The sequence below is a fragment of the Hallerella sp. genome, from assembly GCF_022776125.1.
GTDB classification, from domain to species: Bacteria; Fibrobacterota; Fibrobacteria; order Fibrobacterales; family Fibrobacteraceae; genus Hallerella; species Hallerella succinigenes.
The window spans coordinates 73,063-90,812 of record NZ_JALFIA010000024.1; the positions used below are offsets into that span (position 1 = coordinate 73,063).

The window sequence follows — 17,750 nt, forward strand, 5'->3', positions numbered from 1 at the left end:
CTCGCGGAAAGCGAGCGTTTTTAGAATCCGCCTTGAATAAGGATTACTGACCGAGATACTTACGGCCAACGCCGAATTCATCCTTATATTCAACGTAATCCGGAACAAAGCCATTCGCATAATTGAACATGACATTCACAGAGCACTGGAATTCGTTCATGAGCTTGCCCTTGCCGGTGAAAGGCTTCTGCTTCTTTTCGATCTTTTCCTGGCCCTTCTTGCCGACGATGACTTCCGCTTCGCACCAACCCTTGCCCACCATCTTAGCGAAGACTTCTTCACCCGTGGTAGAGACGAGCTTGATCTTAGACGGATCGAGTTCGGTGTTGTTGCCGGTCGAAGCCCAGAACTGGAGTTCGCCCGTAAGGGACGTTGCAGAAATGCTGATGGACGGGAAAGCCATGATATAGCCCCACTTGTCGACGAGCGGGGACTTGTTCGGAATGTTTTCACCGAAGATGAGGAAGTACGGACGGGTAACGATACGGCTCTTGTTATGAGCAGCCTTCAAATCCGCATTGTTCGGGGCGATAAGTTCGATAGCGAGGAGGTTATATTCCTTCACGACCGGATCATCCTCTTCGAGAGCTTCCGGGAGAGCCTTGGAAACGTAGACGTTTTCAGCCTGAGTACGGAAAGCCTTGACCTTCGAAACGTCGCCGCCGAGGCGAGTCAAAAGGGAAATGGAGGAGTCGATCTTGGCAAAACCGTCGATGACAGTGCCCAAATCAGCACCTTCCGCAGAAGCCTGGTTCAAACCGACAGCGGAAAGGGCTTCACCGATCTGGGCAGCTGTTTCCACGTTCTGCACTTTACCGATGTTCTGAAGAGCCTGTTCAAAGAGACCGTGAATGAGGTCGCTCTGCGGATCCTTCTTACTTTCCATTTCAGCGCGCTTGGCGAGGGCGAGGGTGAAGTTGTCGTAGAATTCATCGGACATCTTGCCCTTTTCCTTGGCGGTCAGGTAAGAATTGATGGCGTTCTGATAACGACCTTCTTCGAGGTAGGAATCACCGCGTTTTTCGTTAGCGCCCTTGCAGCCAGCCAAAAGAAGTGCAGAAGCTGCCATAAGAACGATCAGTTGCTTAGTTTTCATTTTTAACCCTTTATCCGGAAAAAAATAAGTTTGAAGTAATACCCTCTGTAATTTAATTAAATATTTTGTATACTGATACTTAGCGTTCGTAAATAATTTTTTTGGAGTACGCGTTGAAGTTTTTGGCCGTAAGCCCCGAAGCCGGGGAATGGAAAAAGCCGAGCCAGCTGGCTGGAGCTGTCAATCAGCTTACCCAAGCGTGTATCCGGACCGGAACCGAATCTTTAGCGATTTCCCCCTTTTATTCCCGACTTCTCGACGATTCTGTCCAATTTAAGTGCGTTTTCAAAGGTTTTGAAAAACTCCGAAACATGCCTTTTGAAGTCTGGACCGGAGAAAATCCCCTCCACGCCTATATCCGCTACGACAGCTACTTCGACCGTGAAGCGATTTACGGCGAAAACGGAATCCCTTACAGCGACAACCACCTGCGGTTTTCGTTCCTCGCTTCGGCAGCACTCGCCTATGCGGACGCAATCCATTTTCAGCCGACGATGTTCTGCGGCCATGACTGGGGTGGAGCCCTGCTCGCTCCGATTGCCCAAACGGCTTACGCAGGCATTTTCGACGATATAGCCTTTTTCTTTACCGTTCATAACATCACCTACGATTTCCATGTGACCGAAAGCGAAATCGAACGCATTGGACTTCCACGGAAAGATTTCAACATGAACGGCTATGAATTCTGGGGTAAGGTCAGCCTTCTCAAAGCGGGCATTTTCTACGCCAAAAAGGTACTGCTCCCTTCCCCGGGATATTGCGACGGCATTATCAACAACCACCTCGGCGGTGGACTTTCGGGCTTCTTACTCCGCAATCAAGACAAGCTCAAAGGCATCCAATTTGGCGTCAATTACCCGTTCTGGGACTTTAACGCCAAGGCGAACCAACCGATTGAACAGGCAAAAAAAGCGGCCCGTTCGGACCTTTCGCAAGCCCTCGGAAAAGATTTTGAACACCGCATGGTGATGTTCTGCCCTTTGGGGCAGGAATCCGGTCGCACGTCGGAAACCCTCGCCACCCTCCTTGGCGACATTAACAAGTTGAATATTTTTGTCGTCGTCGGTACAACTCCAGGAACCGCTGACTGGGATTTCTACACGCCTGTCGCAAGCCAGGAACATTCCCACATGGCGATCTTGAATACAGTCCAAGGCAGCAATTCGATTGTACGCATGGCTCTCGCCGGTTCGGACATTCTCTTTGCTGCGAACCCGACGGAACCTTCCGCAAGCATGATCTTAAAATCCCTAGCCTGCGGAACCATTCCGCTGACCGGGCACGATGTGGGCTGTGCAAACCTGCTTTCCAATTACGTCGGAGACTTTGCAACGGCAAACGCGATGCTCGTCGATGATTCGGCAGCCCCAGACCAGATGATTCGCAAGTTGAAGAATGCGGTCCAGCTGTACAGCACCAATATGGAAAGCTGGAATTACCTGGTGCGCAACGCTTACCAGTTCCGCTACGAGTGGGACCGTACGATTTCGCAGTACATCATCACACTCGGCGAAACCTAACTTCCTTTCTTTTATTCGTTACACCAGATCGTCGAATTCAGATACGGACGGATCGAGTCCACACGTGCAGCATAGAAGTCATCCGCATCCATCTGCGTGACGCCGATGACCCCATTTGCAATTCGAGCATTCAGATTTTCGGGGACGCCCCAAATGGCGCTGTAACCGGTTCCGGCACCGCCGGCGTCATAGCCTGCATCCGCGAGAATCGGCTTGCCGAGAAGCGTCGCGATTTCGGACCAAGTGACCTTGTTTCCGGCACGGATTTTTTCCAAAGTGGCGGCTGTTCTACCGCCAGATGTACTGGCATAAGTCACACGGCTCAGGTCAAAGTTTGCGTACCAAGCCGCCTGGTCATCTGCCCAAGGCGAAATGTCGATTGCGATTTGGGATGCCGGGAGGTAAGCCTGGATCGTATCGACAATCATGTTGAACAGGGCGGCCATCGTTGCATCCGGAATGCCGCCGCCGTTTTGAGCCGTATTGTCGTAAAGCGCCTTTTGATTCGAGCCGGATTCCGAGTACTGGTAAAAGTCCGGTTCGATCAGCCAAATAAACTTGAGCGTATCCGGATCGATCGCGTGAATGGATGCGTTTCCCGTCCCCACCGGGTAATGGAATTCCAAATATTCGCGGAACCCCTGCGCATATTGCCGATAGCGGTAAAGGATGGAATCCTGGAAGTAGGTTCGGATAATGTTTGCGCCATCCGTGCAAAGGTTCGGAGTGACAAAATTACCGTCTTCGCCGACGATATCGCAATCTTCGAGTCCGTGATCTTTACCGAATTCCGCAATCACGTAGGCGTAAATCATCGGTGTCGCCTGGACCTGCACCGCTACATCCAACATGCGGCTTTCAAAGCTGTTGAAGAAATCGTTATCGCCGAGCCATACCGAGATGTAATCGAGCCCGGCGTAAAAAGCGGAATCCTCATGCGAGGATTGCCAGCCCGCACCGAAGTTAAAACGGCATGGGTTAAATCCCGGAACATAGACGTAAACAGAAGAAGAGGATTCAACCGATGCGGATGAGGTTTCCATGCTTGCCGAAGAATCGAGCTGAACGTCGGGCGAAGACTCTTCTGCAACTGTAGAAGAAGTTGAGCATCCCCATAAAATGGACAAGCAAAGGGCTATGAAAAACCATCCGTATCTGCGCATTCCGCGGATCTCCTTTTAACTTACCACACACTTCCGCCCCAAATGTATATAAAGAGTTCCCTATATTTAAAATTGAAAAATTGTTTTACAAAAAAGCACTGCACAGAATGGGTGAAACACCCAAAATGACAAAGATTAGCAAAGGTGATTTTCTATATTTCGAACCGACTATGGCATCTATCATCGACGACATCACTCTCTCACAAGATGGAACAAAAGATGGGACAAAAACGCCCCGCAAGCGTAGAGCGCCGACAAAAATCGGCGGTTACACCGCAGTCAAAAAAATTGGGCAGGGTGCCATGGGCGATATTTGGCTTTGCGAAGATCCTTCGCTATGCCGTCGCGTGGTCGTCAAGCAGATGCTCCCGAGTTTACGCGGCTACGAAGACCTGATCGCCCGTTTTAAGCGGGAATGCGTGATTCTCGCCGCCTTGCACCACCCAAACATTGTGCATCCCTTTGCCCTTTGGCAAGAACGCACAGGCAAGCTCGCCCTCGCGATGGAATACGTGGACGGAGCGACTTTCCGCCAGATTTTGGACGTAAACAGCCGTCCGCCGATTTGGGTCACGCTCTATCTGATTCACGAAATTTTGCAGACGCTCATCTGCGTACACGCAAACCAGATTATTCACCGCGATTTGAAACCGTCGAACATGATGGTCGAAAAGAACGGTCGCGTGCGCCTGCTCGACTTCGGCATTGCCCGCGATGCAAATCCGGGCCAGGACATGACCCTTCCGGGAAGCGTTCTCGGAACCGCAGCCTATATGAGTCCGGAACAGGTCAAAGGCTTTACGGTTACCTATGCTTCGGACATTTTTAGCCTCGGAATTATCGCCTGCGAAATGGTGATGGGTAAAAATCCGTTCCGCGGCGAGTCCATGGAACTGACGTCCCAGTACATTCTGAATCTGCATTTGAAAATCAAGAACTTTCCACCGGAAGTCCCGTACAATCTTCGCCGTTGGATCTTAAAATGTTTGGAAAAGAAGCCTCAGGACCGTTTCCATTCGACGAAGGAAGCGGCGGACGCCTTGGCAAGCATCATGGACGGTTACCCGCGACAGCTCGACATTCCTTGCCGCGAATGGCTCAAAGCGACTATGCGCAACGAGCCTTTGCCGGAACTGCCCAAAAACTCTAAAATGCAGATGTTCAAGTTCGGGCTGATTGCAGGGGCTGCCGCAGGCGCCCTTCTTGCGACCTTTATCACCGCCCTCATCTGCAGCTAAAGCCCGTTCAAAATGGAAGCAAACTGGATAGATATCTTCTGCGGATCGATTCTTTTGATCCTCGTCGGCATTGGCATTTTTTGCGGCCTCGCCAAGACGATTGTCCATTTGATCGCTTGGATCGGCGGTGCAATCGGCGTGATTTATGCACCGGAATTGTTAGGCCCCTTCCTCTCCGAAAACTTTAGCTTTTCGGAAACAACGCTCATCATTTTGACGCGCGTCCTCGGATTCCTTTTGCCATTTATTTTGCTCCGCATTCTAGGACACTTTGTGAACAAGTTCATGAAGCGGCATTTTTCCTTGGTGAATGCGCTAGGCGGAGGTTTTTTAGGATTCATCAAGGGAGTCATTCCCTGCGCCATTCTCCTTTCGACGCTGTATCTTTTACCGCTGTCCGGAACTTTGAAAACGCAAAGGGACACTTCCTTTGCTTATGGCGTTTACTCTTATGTGCTTCGTCAGTCGGGTGCTGAACAGAAAATCATCGATACGCAAAATACGATTCGCAAAACGCTCGAAAGCAAAGTCGAAGAAGCGGCAGAAGAAGCGGTGAATCAAGCCGCGGAATCCGCCAAGGAAACCGCTAAAAAAGCGGCGGATAAGGCCGCTTCCAAAATTCAAAATTAAACAGGCAGAAAAACAAAAAAACGCACCCGAGAAAACCGGACACGTTTTTGGGTGCGGCTGATGGATGTGTGATGCTTATTTCTTCGTCGTCGAAATTTGCGTTAAGAACTTTCCGTTCGCACGAATTCCGATTATGTAGTTTCCAGCCGGAAGAGCGTCCCATTCCTGAACGATAACGCCCTGACGGCCAACGATCTGTTTGAGCACCAAATTTCCGTTTGCGTCAAAGACAGCGAGCGAGGCACGAGCGACCGGGATGCGGTAAGAGATGCCGTTTCGAGAGACGCTGAGAGCGGCAGCCTGCGCAGAACTCATCCCCTGAATCATCAAAGCTTCGCCTTCCGAATCCTCTTTCTTTTCCTCTTCAGATTCTTCCTCGCCTTTGAGGTTCTGATTCACCCAGGAGGTATCTTCGATCGTCCACTGGCGTACCCCTTCTGCATCAAATTCAAATTCATCGACGTTCGGACCGCCATCCGACATCATCGAATACAACGCAATCGTATTCAGACCCTTTTGCAAAACCACCGGAATCACAACAGAATCGTAGGTGGTCCAGTTTCCTGTGGCCGGGAACGAAACCGCGCCAATCGTCGAATCGTTAAAGACGAGATTCATCATGCGATCTGCCGAACCGCCATTTGCAAAACGGATCGTCAAATTCGCATTGCCAGCGGTTTTCTCCGAAAGGAGCTTCCATTCCCCAAATCCCGTAAGGTCATTGACGAAGTTGTAATAGCCGCTGTCGATCCATCCCGCATTCGATTCTTCATAACTTCCATAGCCATCCGTCGGATAAGCGGCATTCACCCAAGAGAGAATTTCACCCGTCGTCGAAGTCATCGCCTTGGGAATCACGGTAATGGAGCCCGTTTTGACAGCCGCATCACCTTCCCCACCGTAAGTTGTCACGGTAAATGGGAATGTTCCTGTTTCCGTCGAAGTGCCGGAAATCGCCACGGTTCCGTCCGCAATCTTTGCGGTAATGCCTTCCGGCAAACCTTCCACCTTGGCTCCAGAGCAACCCTTGTATGCATAAGAGAAAGCTTCTATCGCCTCTGTCCAAAGAACCTGCTGATTCGAAGATCCTGCGCCCTGCTTGATCAAAGTCGGGACCGTGACGCTGCCGACGAGTTCAATGTCCGGTACTGGAATTGAATCCTTGTCGTTTGCTAGCCAGAAGCCCAAATGCGGAGGCTGGTTGTAAGCGGTATTCTGCCAAGAAATTCCCAAACGGTAAATCGGGTCGTGCATCAGCGTGTACATGCGCTTTTCCGTCGGAATCGTCGTCGTGTAAAGGTAAAGCTGATTCGAACCGTTGTGCAGAATCACTTCTTCACGCCAGTCGCCCAGGATGTCTGCGGAAATATTCGGAGTCGCCTTGGTAGAATTGCAAGAATTACCTTCGAACGTAATCAGATTCGAGCTCTTTTTCGTAGAGCTGTTCCACTTGCTGATCGTGGTATTGTCGAGAAGTTCGTCATAAGTATCTCCGTCCCAGTAGATGCGGAAGTTGTAAGCCGGTCGGGAAGAAGCAATCGCCGTTCCGTTTGAATTGTAGGTGTTCCAGTTCGCCGCGGACCAGAATTCATGTCCGCGGCTCGTATTATCCACATCTGCAGAAAGACCACGGCCGTTGTCACTTGAACTGGTTTCGTAGAAAATGACTTTACCCGTTTTAGCGTCATGCAGGTTGTAGCCATAAGGCTTTTCTTCATGGACTTCCCAAACTTCAAGCCCCGGGCGATCCGGAACGAGATCACCGAAATGAATGGCATCCCCGTGACCGTAGCCGACGCGGTACATAAACTTTCCATTGTGATCGATGGCGCAGTTGCCTTCGATGATTTCATCAAAGCCATCGCCGTCCACGTCGCCAGCCGAAAGGTTGTGGTTTCCCTGACCGTAGCATTCTTGGCCCTTACTGGCGGCATTGTAATACCAGCGTTGAGTCAGATTCGTTCCGTCCCAGTCGTAAGCGGACAAAGCCATGCGCGTATAATAGCCGCGCTGAAAGACCATGCTCGGTTTTACGCCATCGAGATAAGCGTTCGTCGCGAGGAAACGGTCCACACGATTGCCGTAAGAGTCTCCCCAGTCGCTCACCTTTCCACGGCTCGGATTGTAGGCGACAGTCGCCATTTCGGCACCGGTCTGTCCGTTGAAAATCGTCAGGTATTCATTTCCGCTTAAAACATATCCTTTGGAATTGCGGTAATCGGTCTTGTGTCCGGTTTCGCCTGCGGCAGCGCCCTTGCTGATATATTTTCCAAGACCATCTTTAGTTCCAGGCGCCGTTTTCAAGGCGACTTCCGCATACCCGTCGGAGTCATAGTCGCCGACGAGCATTTGCGTGTAATGCGCACCGGCGCGAATGTTCACGCCCAAGTCAATTCGCCAGAGTTTTTTGCCGTTCAACTTGTACGCGTCGATAAAGACATTTCCCGTATAGCCCGCCTTGGAATTATCCTGGGAATTGCTCGGGTCCCATTTGAGAACCAATTCATATTCACCGTCACCGTCCAAATCGCCGACAGCGATATCATTTGGAGAATAGGTGTAACTACCACTTGAATTCGAACCGCCTGCCGGACGGTCCAAGTTGATGACAAGCTTTTGAGAAGACCAGACGGAAACGGTTTTGTCTGCGCTCTTTTCCACGCCAGCGATCACGGGTCGAACTTCATACTTTGAACTCGACGTTCCCGCCGCATCCGTGTAATTCGTCGCCCCGGTAATCGGGCTCGCGTTCACCAATTTTCCATCCCGATAAAGGTTGAACGCTACGGTCGAAGACAAGTCCGTGCCAAACAAGCGCCAGCTTAAGTAAACTCCCCCGCTTACCTTTACCGCAACCAGTCCTCGATCCAAATTTTCCATTTGACGAGACGCATTTGCTCCACCCACGAGCAAAAACGCAGAAACAACCGCAACACCAAACCCTTTCATCCTATCTCCTTTTTCGTTTTAAACTAAAACAGGCGCCCGCCAAACGGAGCATTGGAAAAACATTCCGTTGTCCGAGGACAACAGCCCTCCATTTTTGTATTATTGAGACGCTATGAAAAACATTGCGATTATCGGCGCCGGCATCACCGGCCTCTCTGCTGCTTTTTACGCGAAAAAAGCCGGAAATTCCGTTAAAGTCTTTGAAAAAATGAGCCGTGTCGGCGGTGTCATGCACACCCTCCAAAAGAACGGCTTTACTTACGAAACCGGTCCGAGCACAGGTTCCGTCAGCCTCCCGGAGGTCGTCGAACTTTACGAAGACTTGGGAATTCAGGACCTTCTCGAACAGGCTTCAAGCATTGCCGGGAATCGCTTTATTCTGAAAAAAGGCAAGCTTTGCGCACTGCCATCGGGACTTATCAGCGGTCTCACGACTCCGCTCTTCTCTTGGAAGGACAAGTTCGGAATGCCGTTTGAACCGTTCCGCAAGCGCGGAACCGATCCGAATGAAAGCCTTTCGGAAATGGTCCGCCGACGCCTGGGACAGTCGATTCTCGACTATGCCGTAGACCCGTTTGTTTCGGGTGTCTATGCAGGCAATCCGGACGTGATGATACCCAAATACGCCCTGCCGAAACTTTACAATCTAGAACACAATCACGGCAGCTTTATCCGTGGCACTATCGCCAAAATGAAAGAACCGAAGCCAGAACGCAACAAGAAGGCGACCAAAAAGGTCTTCTCCACTCAAGGCGGTCTTTCGGTCCTCGCCGAACATTTGGAAAAAGCCATCGGAAAAGAAAACTTCGTACTCGGACTTTCTCCCGTCGTCGTTCAGGAAAATGGAAAGTTTAAAATCGTCGCCGGCGAAAATTCCGTTGGCCCCTTCGACAACGTAATCTATACCGCAGGCGCAAGCCACATCTTTGAAGCGCTTCCCTTTGCACAGGAAAAATTCCCCGGCGCGAACCAGGTGCTCTACGCCAAGGTTTCGGAAGTCGCCATCGGCTTCAACAAGTGGGAAGGCGTGCCGCTGAACGGTTTCGGCGCACTCATGCCGTCCAAGGAAAAACGCAACATTCTCGGCATCCTCTACATGTCGACACTTTTCAAGAATCGCGCACCCAAGGGTGGCGCCCTTCTCTCTGTCTTTGTCGGCGGACTCCGTCACCCGGACTTTATCGACCTCCCCGAAGACAAGTTCAAGGAAATGGTTTGCAAGGAAGTCGCAGACATCATGAAGATTCCAAACATGAAGCCGGACCTCTTTGAAGTCACCCACCATGAAGAAGCGATTCCGCAATACGACTTGAAGACCCCTGTTCGCGAAGAAGCTTACAAGGGCATCGAAAAGGCGTATCCGGGCATTTTGATGGGCGGGAACGGGATCGATGGCATCGGCATGGCAAAGCGAATCGCGCAAGGACGCGAACTTGCGGGCCGTGTTTAAGCTTGTTTAGCCGTATTCTTTCAAGTTTTATTTATATTTGGATTGTTCACTCCTGCCCAGGTGGTGGAATGGTAGACACTGGGGACTTAAAATCCCTTGGCCGTTCAGGTCGTGCGGGTTCAAGTCCCGCCCCGGGCATTAAAAGAAAAAAGCCTATGATTGAATACTATCCAGACTCTATCTACTACCCGCGTGAAGCGGTTGAAGCCAAGTACGCAAAAGGCGAACTGGACAAGATCGAACAGCGTCTGCTCGGTTTTGCGGAACGTCATAAAAACCGTGTCTGGGCAATCTCCAAAGAAGACAGCGCTACGCCGAGCGATGAAGTCCTCCTCGACAATCTTCGTGCGTATCTGCTCGTCCGAGGCTCTCTGCAGCCGGCAGCCGACATGGCCGACCTGATCCAGGAGATCAACAAGGAAGTCTGGTACCGCAACGAAGAACAGAAGGGCAGGGAAAACCCGCAGGAAGTTGCAATCAACTGGGAAGAAAAGTTCGAAAAGAAGTGGCGTCAGGCCCGCATGTTCGAATCCTTCGTTTTGATCGACAAGTGCAAGGACAAGCTCGTCAAGATTCTCCGTTCTCCAGCTCCGAAGTCCGAAGACTAAGGCTTGCCGTTTGAATATGAAAAGGTTCCTCTCGGAGGAACCTTTTTCTTTGTCAAACTTTTCAAATATCAGTGCGCTGGATTTTCGCAAATGGCCTTGATTAAAAGCTGAATGCTCTTGCTGCCGTTGTAAACGTTCCAGATCGGTTCGAAGGCAACCGAGACTTTTTTGCGCTCGCGATCGATCAGCTTTTTCGCATCGGCCATTCCAAAGGCGATCGCCGGGAACACCGGACTTCCACTCTGGGACAGCTTTAGCTGCAGATGGCCGCCGCGGAGTTCGCGAAGCTTTTCCACCTGCACATTTTCGGCAAAGAGAATCGGGTAAGGATTCTTTCCGCCGAACGGTTCCAGTTCTTGCACAGCCGCCATAAAATTCGGGGTGATTTCATTCAGCGCCGCAGGAATGCGTTCCGATTCTTCTTCCTTTGCTTCACCATCTGCCTGGTAATTCTGATCGTCGGCGAGCTTTTGCAAACGTTCCCGCAGTTCCGGAATGTCGTCTTCCTTTAAGCTGAAACCCGCCGCGTTGGCGTGTCCACCCCAGCGCAAGAAAAGATCGCGCACTTCAAAGAGAGCCTTATGCCAGTTGAATCCCGGAACCGCACGAGCCGAAGCCTGGGCGATTCCATTTTCCACCGTGAGAACGGCGGCAGGTCGATTAAAGGTTTGGGCAACCTTAGCCGAAACAATTCCGATGACACCCGGATGCCAGGACTTTCCATCGACGACCAAGACTCGAGGAATCTCTTCCCCATAACGTTCCTTGACCCAAGCGATGGCTGCCATCGAAATTTCCGCTTCCGTTTTTTTACGCAGATCGTTGTACTTCGAAAGACGGGAAAGGATTGCCGAAGCGTCCGAAACCTTATCGCACAAAAGAAGTTCAAGCGCCGCATCCGGTTTATCCATTCGGCCCGGAGCGTTCATGATCGGAGCGATGCGGAAAAGCACATCCTGACCGCCGACACAGGGAGAACTTTCCAACTGACGACGGCAAAGTTCCCTGACGCCCGGCCACTGGCTGTTCAAAAGCATCGAAAGACCGCGGCGTGTCAAATAGCGATTTTCAGGCGTCATTTCGACGAGGTCCGCAAGCGTTCCCAAGGCGACCAAGTCTAGATATTTTTCCGCAGAGCCCTTGCCTTCTTTTTTTAGCAAGGCATCGATGAATTTGTACGAAACTCCCGCACCGCAAAGCGACTTATTCGGATAGCGGCATTCTTCCTGGCACGGGTCCAATAGCACATCGCTCGGAGGAAGTCCGTCGCCCGAAGGTTCGTGGTGGTCGATGACCATCACAAGCATGCCTTGAGACTTGGCATATTCAATTTCTGCATTCGCAGTGATGCCCGTATCGACAGTCAAAAGGTACTTGACGCCTTCCGAAAGCATCTGGTCCACGATATCCTTGGAAAGTCCGTAGCCCGAACCTGTGCCAAAGCGGCACGGCAAATGCCAAGAAGCATCGATTCCGATTTCGGAAAGTCCACGCTTTAAAAGCGCCGTGCCCGTAAGACCGTCCATGTCATAGTCGCCAAAAATGCAAAGCTTTTCCCCGGACTTTTTAGCCTGGTCGATCCATTCCAAAGCTTCCTTCATTCCGTGCATCGGGAATTCTTCCGACAGCGGATTCAACACATGGGAAGGAGAACTGTGCAAACGTTCGTAAGCCTGCGCAACCGACATGCAGCCACGTGCCACAAGAATTCGAGCGAGCAAATGCGGAACGTCCAACTGGTGCGCAATGGATGTGGCTAGCAATTCCGCATTCATCGTTTATACCCTTCGAACAAACCGATGGCGAGCGTCTGCAAAGCGACCGTCACAGAATTTTTTCGTCCGGCGATTTTAGCTGACGTCTCATTGACGTCGAGGATCGCCTTTTCTAAAGCGTCAGTACCCAAGCGGCCCAGATTCAGCTGTTCCAAACTTTCCCGGCGATCCGCTAAACGGACCGGTTCACCCGCATACAGGCGAAGCGCATCGCTCAGCATAAAATTCAAAACGTCAAGCATCATCACGGCGGCATCAACGCCTTCCGCACCCCGTGGAAAAGTCTTATCCAGTTCAAAAAACAGATCGGAATAATTGCCTTCGACGCTATCCTTCAAAAAGTCAAACGCGATCGTTTCATTTTCGGCAATATTCTCATTATAATACATCGCCATGCCCGGAGAACCCAGAGCCATGCCAAGCGCATCTGGAGAAATTGTTTCCCCGGTCGTATTCTTCACTATTTCTTTCACTTCCGTAGTCGAAAGCGGAGGAAGACGCAGGCTCAGGCAACGACTGCGAATCGTCTGCAACAGGCGTCCTGCAAGCGAAGACGTGAGAATGAAGTACGTATTCGTCGGGACTTCTTCAAGCGTTTTCAAAAGCGCATTCGCCGCGGCATCGTTCATGCGGTCCGCTTCGGCAATGATCACCACGCGCACGCCATCGCTTGCACGGGAAAACTGCGACGTCATATTGCGGATCTGATCGACCGAGATCTGGGCGATGTTCGAAACAATGGTCGTCGAATAAGGATTCTTAAAAATTTCGGAGACGTAGCCTGCTTTAAAATCTTCCACGGTCTTCGCTTTGGAATTTTCGCTGACAGAGCTTGCAGACTTCGCATTCGCTTCGGAGGTTTCTAACGGCAAGACCCAGCTTTGAACGTTTCCCGGATCCATGGCAAGCTTACAGCCGAAGCAATGCCCGCAGGGAGCATTCTCTTCGGTGCAGCAAAGCGTTTTGGCGAGTTCAATCGCGAGCGCCTTTTTACCGATTCCGCGTTCGCCTTCGATAAGGACTGCCTGCGGGAATCGATTTTCCACAAGCGCATTCACAAGGAGCTGTCGAGCGCCTTTTTGGGATTCCGGACCTTGCAAGCAATACTTCGTCATTTTGTTCTCAACCATCGCAAAGGATCCACCGTTTCGGTGCCCTCGCTCACTTGGAAGTACAATTTAATTCCATTTAGCGAACCGATATCGCCGACCGTTCCAAGATCTTGGCAATTTTTGACTTTGTCGCCTTCTTTCACACGAATGGCGCTCATGTGACCATATACAGAGTAAACACCGCCTTCATGTTCCACGATAACAGAAGGTCCTCGGCCATCGATTTCCGTCACCATCGCCACCGTTCCAGCGGCTGCCGATTTGATCTTAGCCCCCTTCTTGCCACGGATTTCAACGCCCAAATTGCGCGTCATGATATGCAGCACCGGATGCTCATGCATTCCGTATTCGCTAATCACAGAACCGTCCAGAGGCATGCACTTGGGACCGATCGGTTTCACCGGTTCCTTCGGAAGCTTGACGAGCGGTTTCGAAGACTTGTCGAGTTTTTTCTTTTTCTGTTTCGCTTTTTTTGCCTGGGCAATTTCGCTAGCTCGCTTCTTTTCGAGCTGTCGAATGAGCGAGAGTATGGTCTTCTGGTTGCGTTCGATTTCCTGAATGGCCCGGCGTTGCAAATTCTTGCTTTTTTGCACAGTCGCAAGGACGCTTCCCTGCGTCTGAATCTGTGTTTTCAAACCTGCCTCTTCCGCCGCCTTTTTGCTCTGCAGGGTATGCAGCTCCGAAAGGCGGTTCGAAGCTTCGCGCTTTTTCAAGGAGCGTTCCCGCAACAGCCAGGAGAGCTTTTCCACCTTTTCCCTGTCTTCCGAAAGCAGACGGTTCACATAATAGATTTGGCCGTCTGGAGAAGTTTCGCCTCGAAGGGCGGCGAGAATTTCTTCTACAGTTCCCATGTCGCCGTGGATGTAAAGTTCGCGGATGCGCAAGCGCATCGCTTCGTTGCGAAGAGCGATTTCACGGTCGAGAGAATCCAGGGTGCGGTTGATTTCCGAGAGGGACGTTTTAACGGTAGACTCGTTTTTGGCGAGCAGTTGGACATATTCCTTGGTGCGGTTTAAGTTTTCGTCGAGAATCGCAATCGTGTTGAGCACACCCTTTTCTTCGGATTCGAGAAGTTTGACCTTTTGACGCTGTTTGGCGAGGTTCGATTCGAGCTTTTTTAATTCCGCACGTTGCTTGGCCAGTTGCGAACTGGTAGATTTTCTTGTTGCAAACGACGGAGCCGCAACAAGCGAAAGCAAAACGAACAGAACAAACAGGCGACGCATCAACATCCAGATCTTCGCCTAATTTTCAGAAACATCCCGTTTCAAGAATCTGCGCACGCTGCGATAGCTCGAATAGACAGAAACGAGAGTTACCGCAACGACTACCAAAACGAGCAGTACGCTATACCCCGAAAGGTAATATTCCAAAACCGGGATTTCTTGTATCAAGGAGCGCTCCGCAAAGCCGAGCAGCAAGGCGGCAATGCCGCTTGCAAAAACGCCCTGCATAATGCCTTCCATCAAAAACGGGAATTCGATGAAGAACGCAGAACCTCCCGCATACTGGATGTTTTCCACCAAGAGCTTTCTCGAAAAGAGAGATAGACGCACCGCATTGCCAATGATCAAAAAGAGCGTCACAAAAATCAGCACGGTCGTCGCAATGGGCCAAAAGATCATCGAAAACTTCCATTCCGTAATCCTGTCCACAAAAGAAGTCGGCGATTCCACGGCATCAAATGCGGGATTCTTTTTCACAAGCAAAACCACTTCGTGCAAAAGCGACGGTTGGCGGTAACGCGGGGCTAAATTCATCACAAAAGAAGCCGGGAGAGGATTGCCGTTTACAAGGGCGAGCATCTCGCCCGAAAAGCGCTTCTTAAAATCCTGCATCGCCGAATCCGGGCTCTTGTAAATAACCGAGTCCAATTGTTTGATCTGGAGCAACTCATTTTGCAATTTTTGAACGGAATCCATCGAAACCGGATTCTTCAAAAAAGCCTCGACGCGGTAAAGACGCTCCTCTACGCTTGAAAGGCGATAGGCTCCCAGCAAAAACGCGCCCGAGAGCCCCAAAAGCACGGCGCAAAGGAAAATCGTAACCAAGGACGGAAAGACAACCGTATGATGTTCTTTCCAGCCACGAAACGATTCGGAAATTAGATAACGGATCTGACTGAACACGCAGACGAATATAACTTTTTATATCTATTTTTGAAATGAGATGAAACACATCGGTCTTAAAATCATCGCTTGTATTTTCGGCATTGCCCTGTGGTTTTATGTCGTCTCCGCGAGAGTCACGGAAATCGACATCCAGGTTCCGCTGGTTTTCACCCGTTTACCTGAAACCCTCGCCATTGCCTCCCGCCCGGCTCAAAAAATCACGATTACCGTCAAGGGAACAGCGATCGACCTGATCCGTCTCAAAAGATCTAGCGAATCTGCCGCAAAAATTCTCGTCGACTTGCACGATGCAGAACTCGGCCTTGAACGGATTATCCTTTCCGAAGACAACTTTATCGCTCCGGACTTTCCAAACATCCATTACCAGAGCGCAAACCAGATCGCCGCCTTGGAAGTCGAAATCGATACCCGCATTTCGAGGACGATTCCGGTCCACCTAAAAGGCGCCTTCGACGCGAAGGACGGCTACACGATCATCGGCGTTCCAACACCGGATCCAGACACGATCAGCATTTCTGGCGCCCGTGAAGCATTGACCCGAATCTTTGAAATCCAGACGGAAGAAATCAAAAAGCAGAATCTTGAAGCAGATGAGACCTTTAATGTTCCTCTTGACTTCTCCAAGCTTCCGCCCTATGTTTTCCCAAGCGACAGCTTTGCCAAGGTTCCGGTTTCCGTACAACCTTTGGTCCGCAAATCCTTTACAGGCGTTCCGGTACAGCTGATCGGTCTTTACGACCGCAGCCAATATTTACTTGAACCGTCGATCGCCACCGTCGAAGTTTCCGGCGGACAAGGCGTTCTTTCCGATATCAAAAAGAAAGACATTCTGCTCTTCATCGAATTCAACCGCTTCGCAATCGAAGATGCCGACAGTCTCGACCCAACCGTCCGCATCAGCAGCGACGTGAAGAGCTTCCAGGTTCGCCCGGAAAAATTCTATCTCAAAAAGAAGGTCCCTGTCGTTCCAGAAGCCGATCCGGCAAACGATTCGACAAAGGCAAGCCCAAGTGCACCGGCTGATTCGCAAAAAACGGTGCTGACGGAGAATGCAAAATGATTTGGCTCGGAATTGAATCCAGCTGCGACGAAACCGCCTGCGCAATTCTGCGTGACGATCCGCTTGAAATTTTATCGAATCCGCTTTACAGCCAGATTCAAGAACATGCAAAATACGGTGGAGTCGTTCCTGAAGTCGCAGCCCGCGCCCACTTGGAAAAGATTACGACGATTTGCCAAAAAGCGATCGACGAAGCCAAAATTTCTTTGAAGGATATCGACGCGATTGCCTTTACCCGTGGTCCGGGCCTGATGGGGCCGCTGCTTGTCGGGGCAAGCTTTGCCCGCGGACTCGCCCGCGATCTGAACATTCCAGCTTACGGCATTAACCATTTGGAAGGCCACCTTTCTGCGGCATGGCTAACGGAACAGGATTTGGAGCCTCCTTATTTGACGCTCACCGTTTCTGGTGGTCACACAGAACTCGTCGTGGAAGAACCGGGCTTTAAGTACACGCTTCTCGGAAGAACCCGCGACGACGCCGCAGGCGAAGCCTTTGACAAGAGCGGCATACTCATCGGTCTTCAATACCCGGCAGGTTCCACCATCAGTAAGCTCGCCAAGGGCAAAAACCGCAAGTTCCACAACTTTCCCCGCGCCCTCAAGAACGAGGACAACGGAGAATTTTCCTTCAGCGGACTCAAGACCGCTGTCCGCCGTTACGTGGAATCGAATTCGCCAGAATTTATCCAGGAGAACTTGGGCGACATCGCCGCTTCCCTCGAAGATGCGATTATCGACAGCCTCGTGGCAAAGACAATCTGGGCTTTGAAAAAGACCGGTTTCAAGACTTTGATCGTGGGCGGAGGCGTTTCTGCAAACGGACTTCTCCGTGAACGCCTTGGCAAATACTGTGAAAGCCACGGCATTCGCCTCGCCTTCCCGACTCTTTACAACAGCACCGATAACGGCGCGATGATCGCCGCAGCCGCGATTCGCCGTGCCCGAGCAGGAATGCTCCCTGAAACTTCGACGGAAGTCAAGCCGTGGCTTCCGCTCGCCATATAAGGATTCGCCT

At 51.0% G+C, this 17,750-nt stretch carries 14 protein-coding genes and 1 tRNA gene; 8 read left to right on the plus strand and 7 right to left on the minus strand.

Features of this window, described 5'->3' with window-relative positions:
- Positions 1-43: 43 nt before the first annotated feature.
- A complete protein-coding gene (locus tag MR847_RS03785; RefSeq protein WP_277003157.1) occupies positions 44-1,096 on the minus strand; it encodes a hypothetical protein in 1,053 nt (350 codons plus the stop codon).
- 113 nt (positions 1,097-1,209) lie between these two features.
- Here MR847_RS03785 and MR847_RS03790 point away from each other — a divergent pair, with 113 nt between their 5' ends.
- Positions 1,210-2,616 carry a glycogen/starch synthase gene (locus MR847_RS03790; protein ID WP_106519544.1) on the plus strand — a complete coding sequence of 469 codons (1,407 nt, stop codon included), beginning with the start codon at positions 1,210-1,212 and terminating at the stop codon, positions 2,614-2,616.
- Between the two features lie 11 nt (positions 2,617-2,627).
- Here MR847_RS03790 and MR847_RS03795 read toward each other — a convergent pair whose 3' ends face one another.
- Complete coding sequence (locus tag MR847_RS03795) at positions 2,628-3,779, minus strand: hypothetical protein (RefSeq protein WP_287722981.1); 1,152 nt, start codon at positions 3,777-3,779, stop codon at positions 2,628-2,630.
- A gap of 170 nt (positions 3,780-3,949) precedes the next feature.
- Here MR847_RS03795 and MR847_RS03800 point away from each other — a divergent pair, with 170 nt between their 5' ends.
- Both MR847_RS03800 and MR847_RS03805 read left to right on the plus strand, forming a co-directional pair.
- Complete coding sequence (locus tag MR847_RS03800; protein WP_287722982.1) at positions 3,950-5,017, plus strand: serine/threonine protein kinase; 1,068 nt, start codon at positions 3,950-3,952, stop codon at positions 5,015-5,017.
- Between the two features lie 12 nt (positions 5,018-5,029).
- Positions 5,030-5,647: a CvpA family protein gene (locus MR847_RS03805; protein WP_287722983.1), complete on the plus strand. Its 618-nt coding sequence runs from the start codon at positions 5,030-5,032 to the stop codon at positions 5,645-5,647.
- Positions 5,648-5,722: 75 nt separating this feature from the next.
- On the opposite strand, the gene MR847_RS03810 is transcribed toward MR847_RS03805, so the two are convergent.
- The gene (locus tag MR847_RS03810; RefSeq protein WP_287722984.1) at positions 5,723-8,596 is read right to left on the minus strand and encodes a rhamnogalacturonan lyase family protein; all 2,874 of its coding nucleotides are present in this window, start codon (positions 8,594-8,596) and stop codon (positions 5,723-5,725) included.
- Between the two features lie 112 nt (positions 8,597-8,708).
- Between MR847_RS03810 and hemG the strand changes: the two genes are divergently transcribed.
- From hemG to MR847_RS03825, 3 genes are all read left to right on the plus strand, one after another.
- Positions 8,709-10,046: a protoporphyrinogen oxidase gene (gene hemG, locus MR847_RS03815; protein WP_287722985.1), complete on the plus strand. Its 1,338-nt coding sequence runs from the start codon at positions 8,709-8,711 to the stop codon at positions 10,044-10,046.
- A 54-nt stretch (positions 10,047-10,100) separates the two neighbouring features.
- Positions 10,101-10,184 (plus strand) — tRNA-Leu (locus MR847_RS03820).
- A 17-nt stretch (positions 10,185-10,201) separates the two neighbouring features.
- The gene (locus tag MR847_RS03825; RefSeq protein WP_100425870.1) at positions 10,202-10,654 is read left to right on the plus strand and encodes a hypothetical protein; all 453 of its coding nucleotides are present in this window, start codon (positions 10,202-10,204) and stop codon (positions 10,652-10,654) included.
- 68 nt (positions 10,655-10,722) lie between these two features.
- Here the strand turns inward: MR847_RS03825 and recJ are convergent, their stop codons facing one another.
- Genes recJ through MR847_RS03845 form a run of 4 tightly spaced genes read right to left on the minus strand, consistent with a single transcriptional unit; the run spans position 10,723 to position 15,670 of the window.
- Positions 10,723-12,429 (minus strand): single-stranded-DNA-specific exonuclease RecJ, encoded by a 1,707-nt coding sequence (recJ, locus tag MR847_RS03830; protein WP_287722986.1) that lies wholly within the window; start codon positions 12,427-12,429, stop codon positions 10,723-10,725.
- The gene (locus tag MR847_RS03835) at positions 12,426-13,544 is read right to left on the minus strand and encodes a DNA polymerase III subunit delta' (RefSeq protein ID WP_287722987.1); all 1,119 of its coding nucleotides are present in this window, start codon (positions 13,542-13,544) and stop codon (positions 12,426-12,428) included. The genes recJ and MR847_RS03835 overlap by 4 nt, the downstream gene beginning before the upstream one ends.
- Complete coding sequence (locus tag MR847_RS03840; protein ID WP_287722988.1) at positions 13,541-14,773, minus strand: murein hydrolase activator EnvC family protein; 1,233 nt, start codon at positions 14,771-14,773, stop codon at positions 13,541-13,543. The genes MR847_RS03835 and MR847_RS03840 overlap by 4 nt, the downstream gene beginning before the upstream one ends.
- Positions 14,774-14,785: 12 nt before the next feature.
- A complete protein-coding gene (locus MR847_RS03845; protein WP_100425867.1) occupies positions 14,786-15,670 on the minus strand; it encodes a cell division protein FtsX in 885 nt (294 codons plus the stop codon).
- A 40-nt stretch (positions 15,671-15,710) separates the two neighbouring features.
- Between MR847_RS03845 and MR847_RS03850 the strand changes: the two genes are divergently transcribed.
- Together MR847_RS03850 and tsaD are read left to right on the plus strand one after the other, a co-directional pair.
- Positions 15,711-16,733: a CdaR family protein gene (locus MR847_RS03850; RefSeq protein WP_287722989.1), complete on the plus strand. Its 1,023-nt coding sequence runs from the start codon at positions 15,711-15,713 to the stop codon at positions 16,731-16,733.
- On the plus strand, positions 16,730-17,740 hold the full coding sequence (tsaD, locus tag MR847_RS03855) for a tRNA (adenosine(37)-N6)-threonylcarbamoyltransferase complex transferase subunit TsaD (protein ID WP_100425865.1): 1,011 nt from the start codon (positions 16,730-16,732) through the stop codon (positions 17,738-17,740). Before MR847_RS03850 ends, tsaD begins: the two co-directional genes overlap by 4 nt.
- Positions 17,741-17,750: the final 10 nt, after the last annotated feature.

What these genes read in the sequence shown, in the direction of transcription:
- MR847_RS03785 (WP_277003157.1), bottom strand. Translation starts at nt 1,096, where the DNA reads ATGAAAACTAAGCAACTGATCGTTCTTATGGCAGCTTCTGCACTTCTT.
- MR847_RS03795 (WP_287722981.1), bottom strand. Translation starts at nt 3,779, where the DNA reads ATGCGCAGATACGGATGGTTTTTCATAGCCCTTTGCTTGTCCATTTTA.
- MR847_RS03800 (WP_287722982.1), top strand. Translation starts at nt 3,950, where the DNA reads ATGGCATCTATCATCGACGACATCACTCTCTCACAAGATGGAACAAAA.
- MR847_RS03805 (WP_287722983.1), top strand. Translation starts at nt 5,030, where the DNA reads ATGGAAGCAAACTGGATAGATATCTTCTGCGGATCGATTCTTTTGATC.
- MR847_RS03810 (WP_287722984.1), bottom strand. Translation starts at nt 8,596, where the DNA reads ATGAAAGGGTTTGGTGTTGCGGTTGTTTCTGCGTTTTTGCTCGTGGGT.
- hemG (WP_287722985.1), top strand. Translation starts at nt 8,709, where the DNA reads ATGAAAAACATTGCGATTATCGGCGCCGGCATCACCGGCCTCTCTGCT.
- MR847_RS03825 (WP_100425870.1), top strand. Translation starts at nt 10,202, where the DNA reads ATGATTGAATACTATCCAGACTCTATCTACTACCCGCGTGAAGCGGTT.
- recJ (WP_287722986.1), bottom strand. Translation starts at nt 12,429, where the DNA reads ATGAATGCGGAATTGCTAGCCACATCCATTGCGCACCAGTTGGACGTT.
- MR847_RS03835 (WP_287722987.1), bottom strand. Translation starts at nt 13,544, where the DNA reads ATGACGAAGTATTGCTTGCAAGGTCCGGAATCCCAAAAAGGCGCTCGA.
- MR847_RS03840 (WP_287722988.1), bottom strand. Translation starts at nt 14,773, where the DNA reads ATGTTGATGCGTCGCCTGTTTGTTCTGTTCGTTTTGCTTTCGCTTGTT.
- MR847_RS03850 (WP_287722989.1), top strand. Translation starts at nt 15,711, where the DNA reads ATGAAACACATCGGTCTTAAAATCATCGCTTGTATTTTCGGCATTGCC.
- tsaD (WP_100425865.1), top strand. Translation starts at nt 16,730, where the DNA reads ATGATTTGGCTCGGAATTGAATCCAGCTGCGACGAAACCGCCTGCGCA.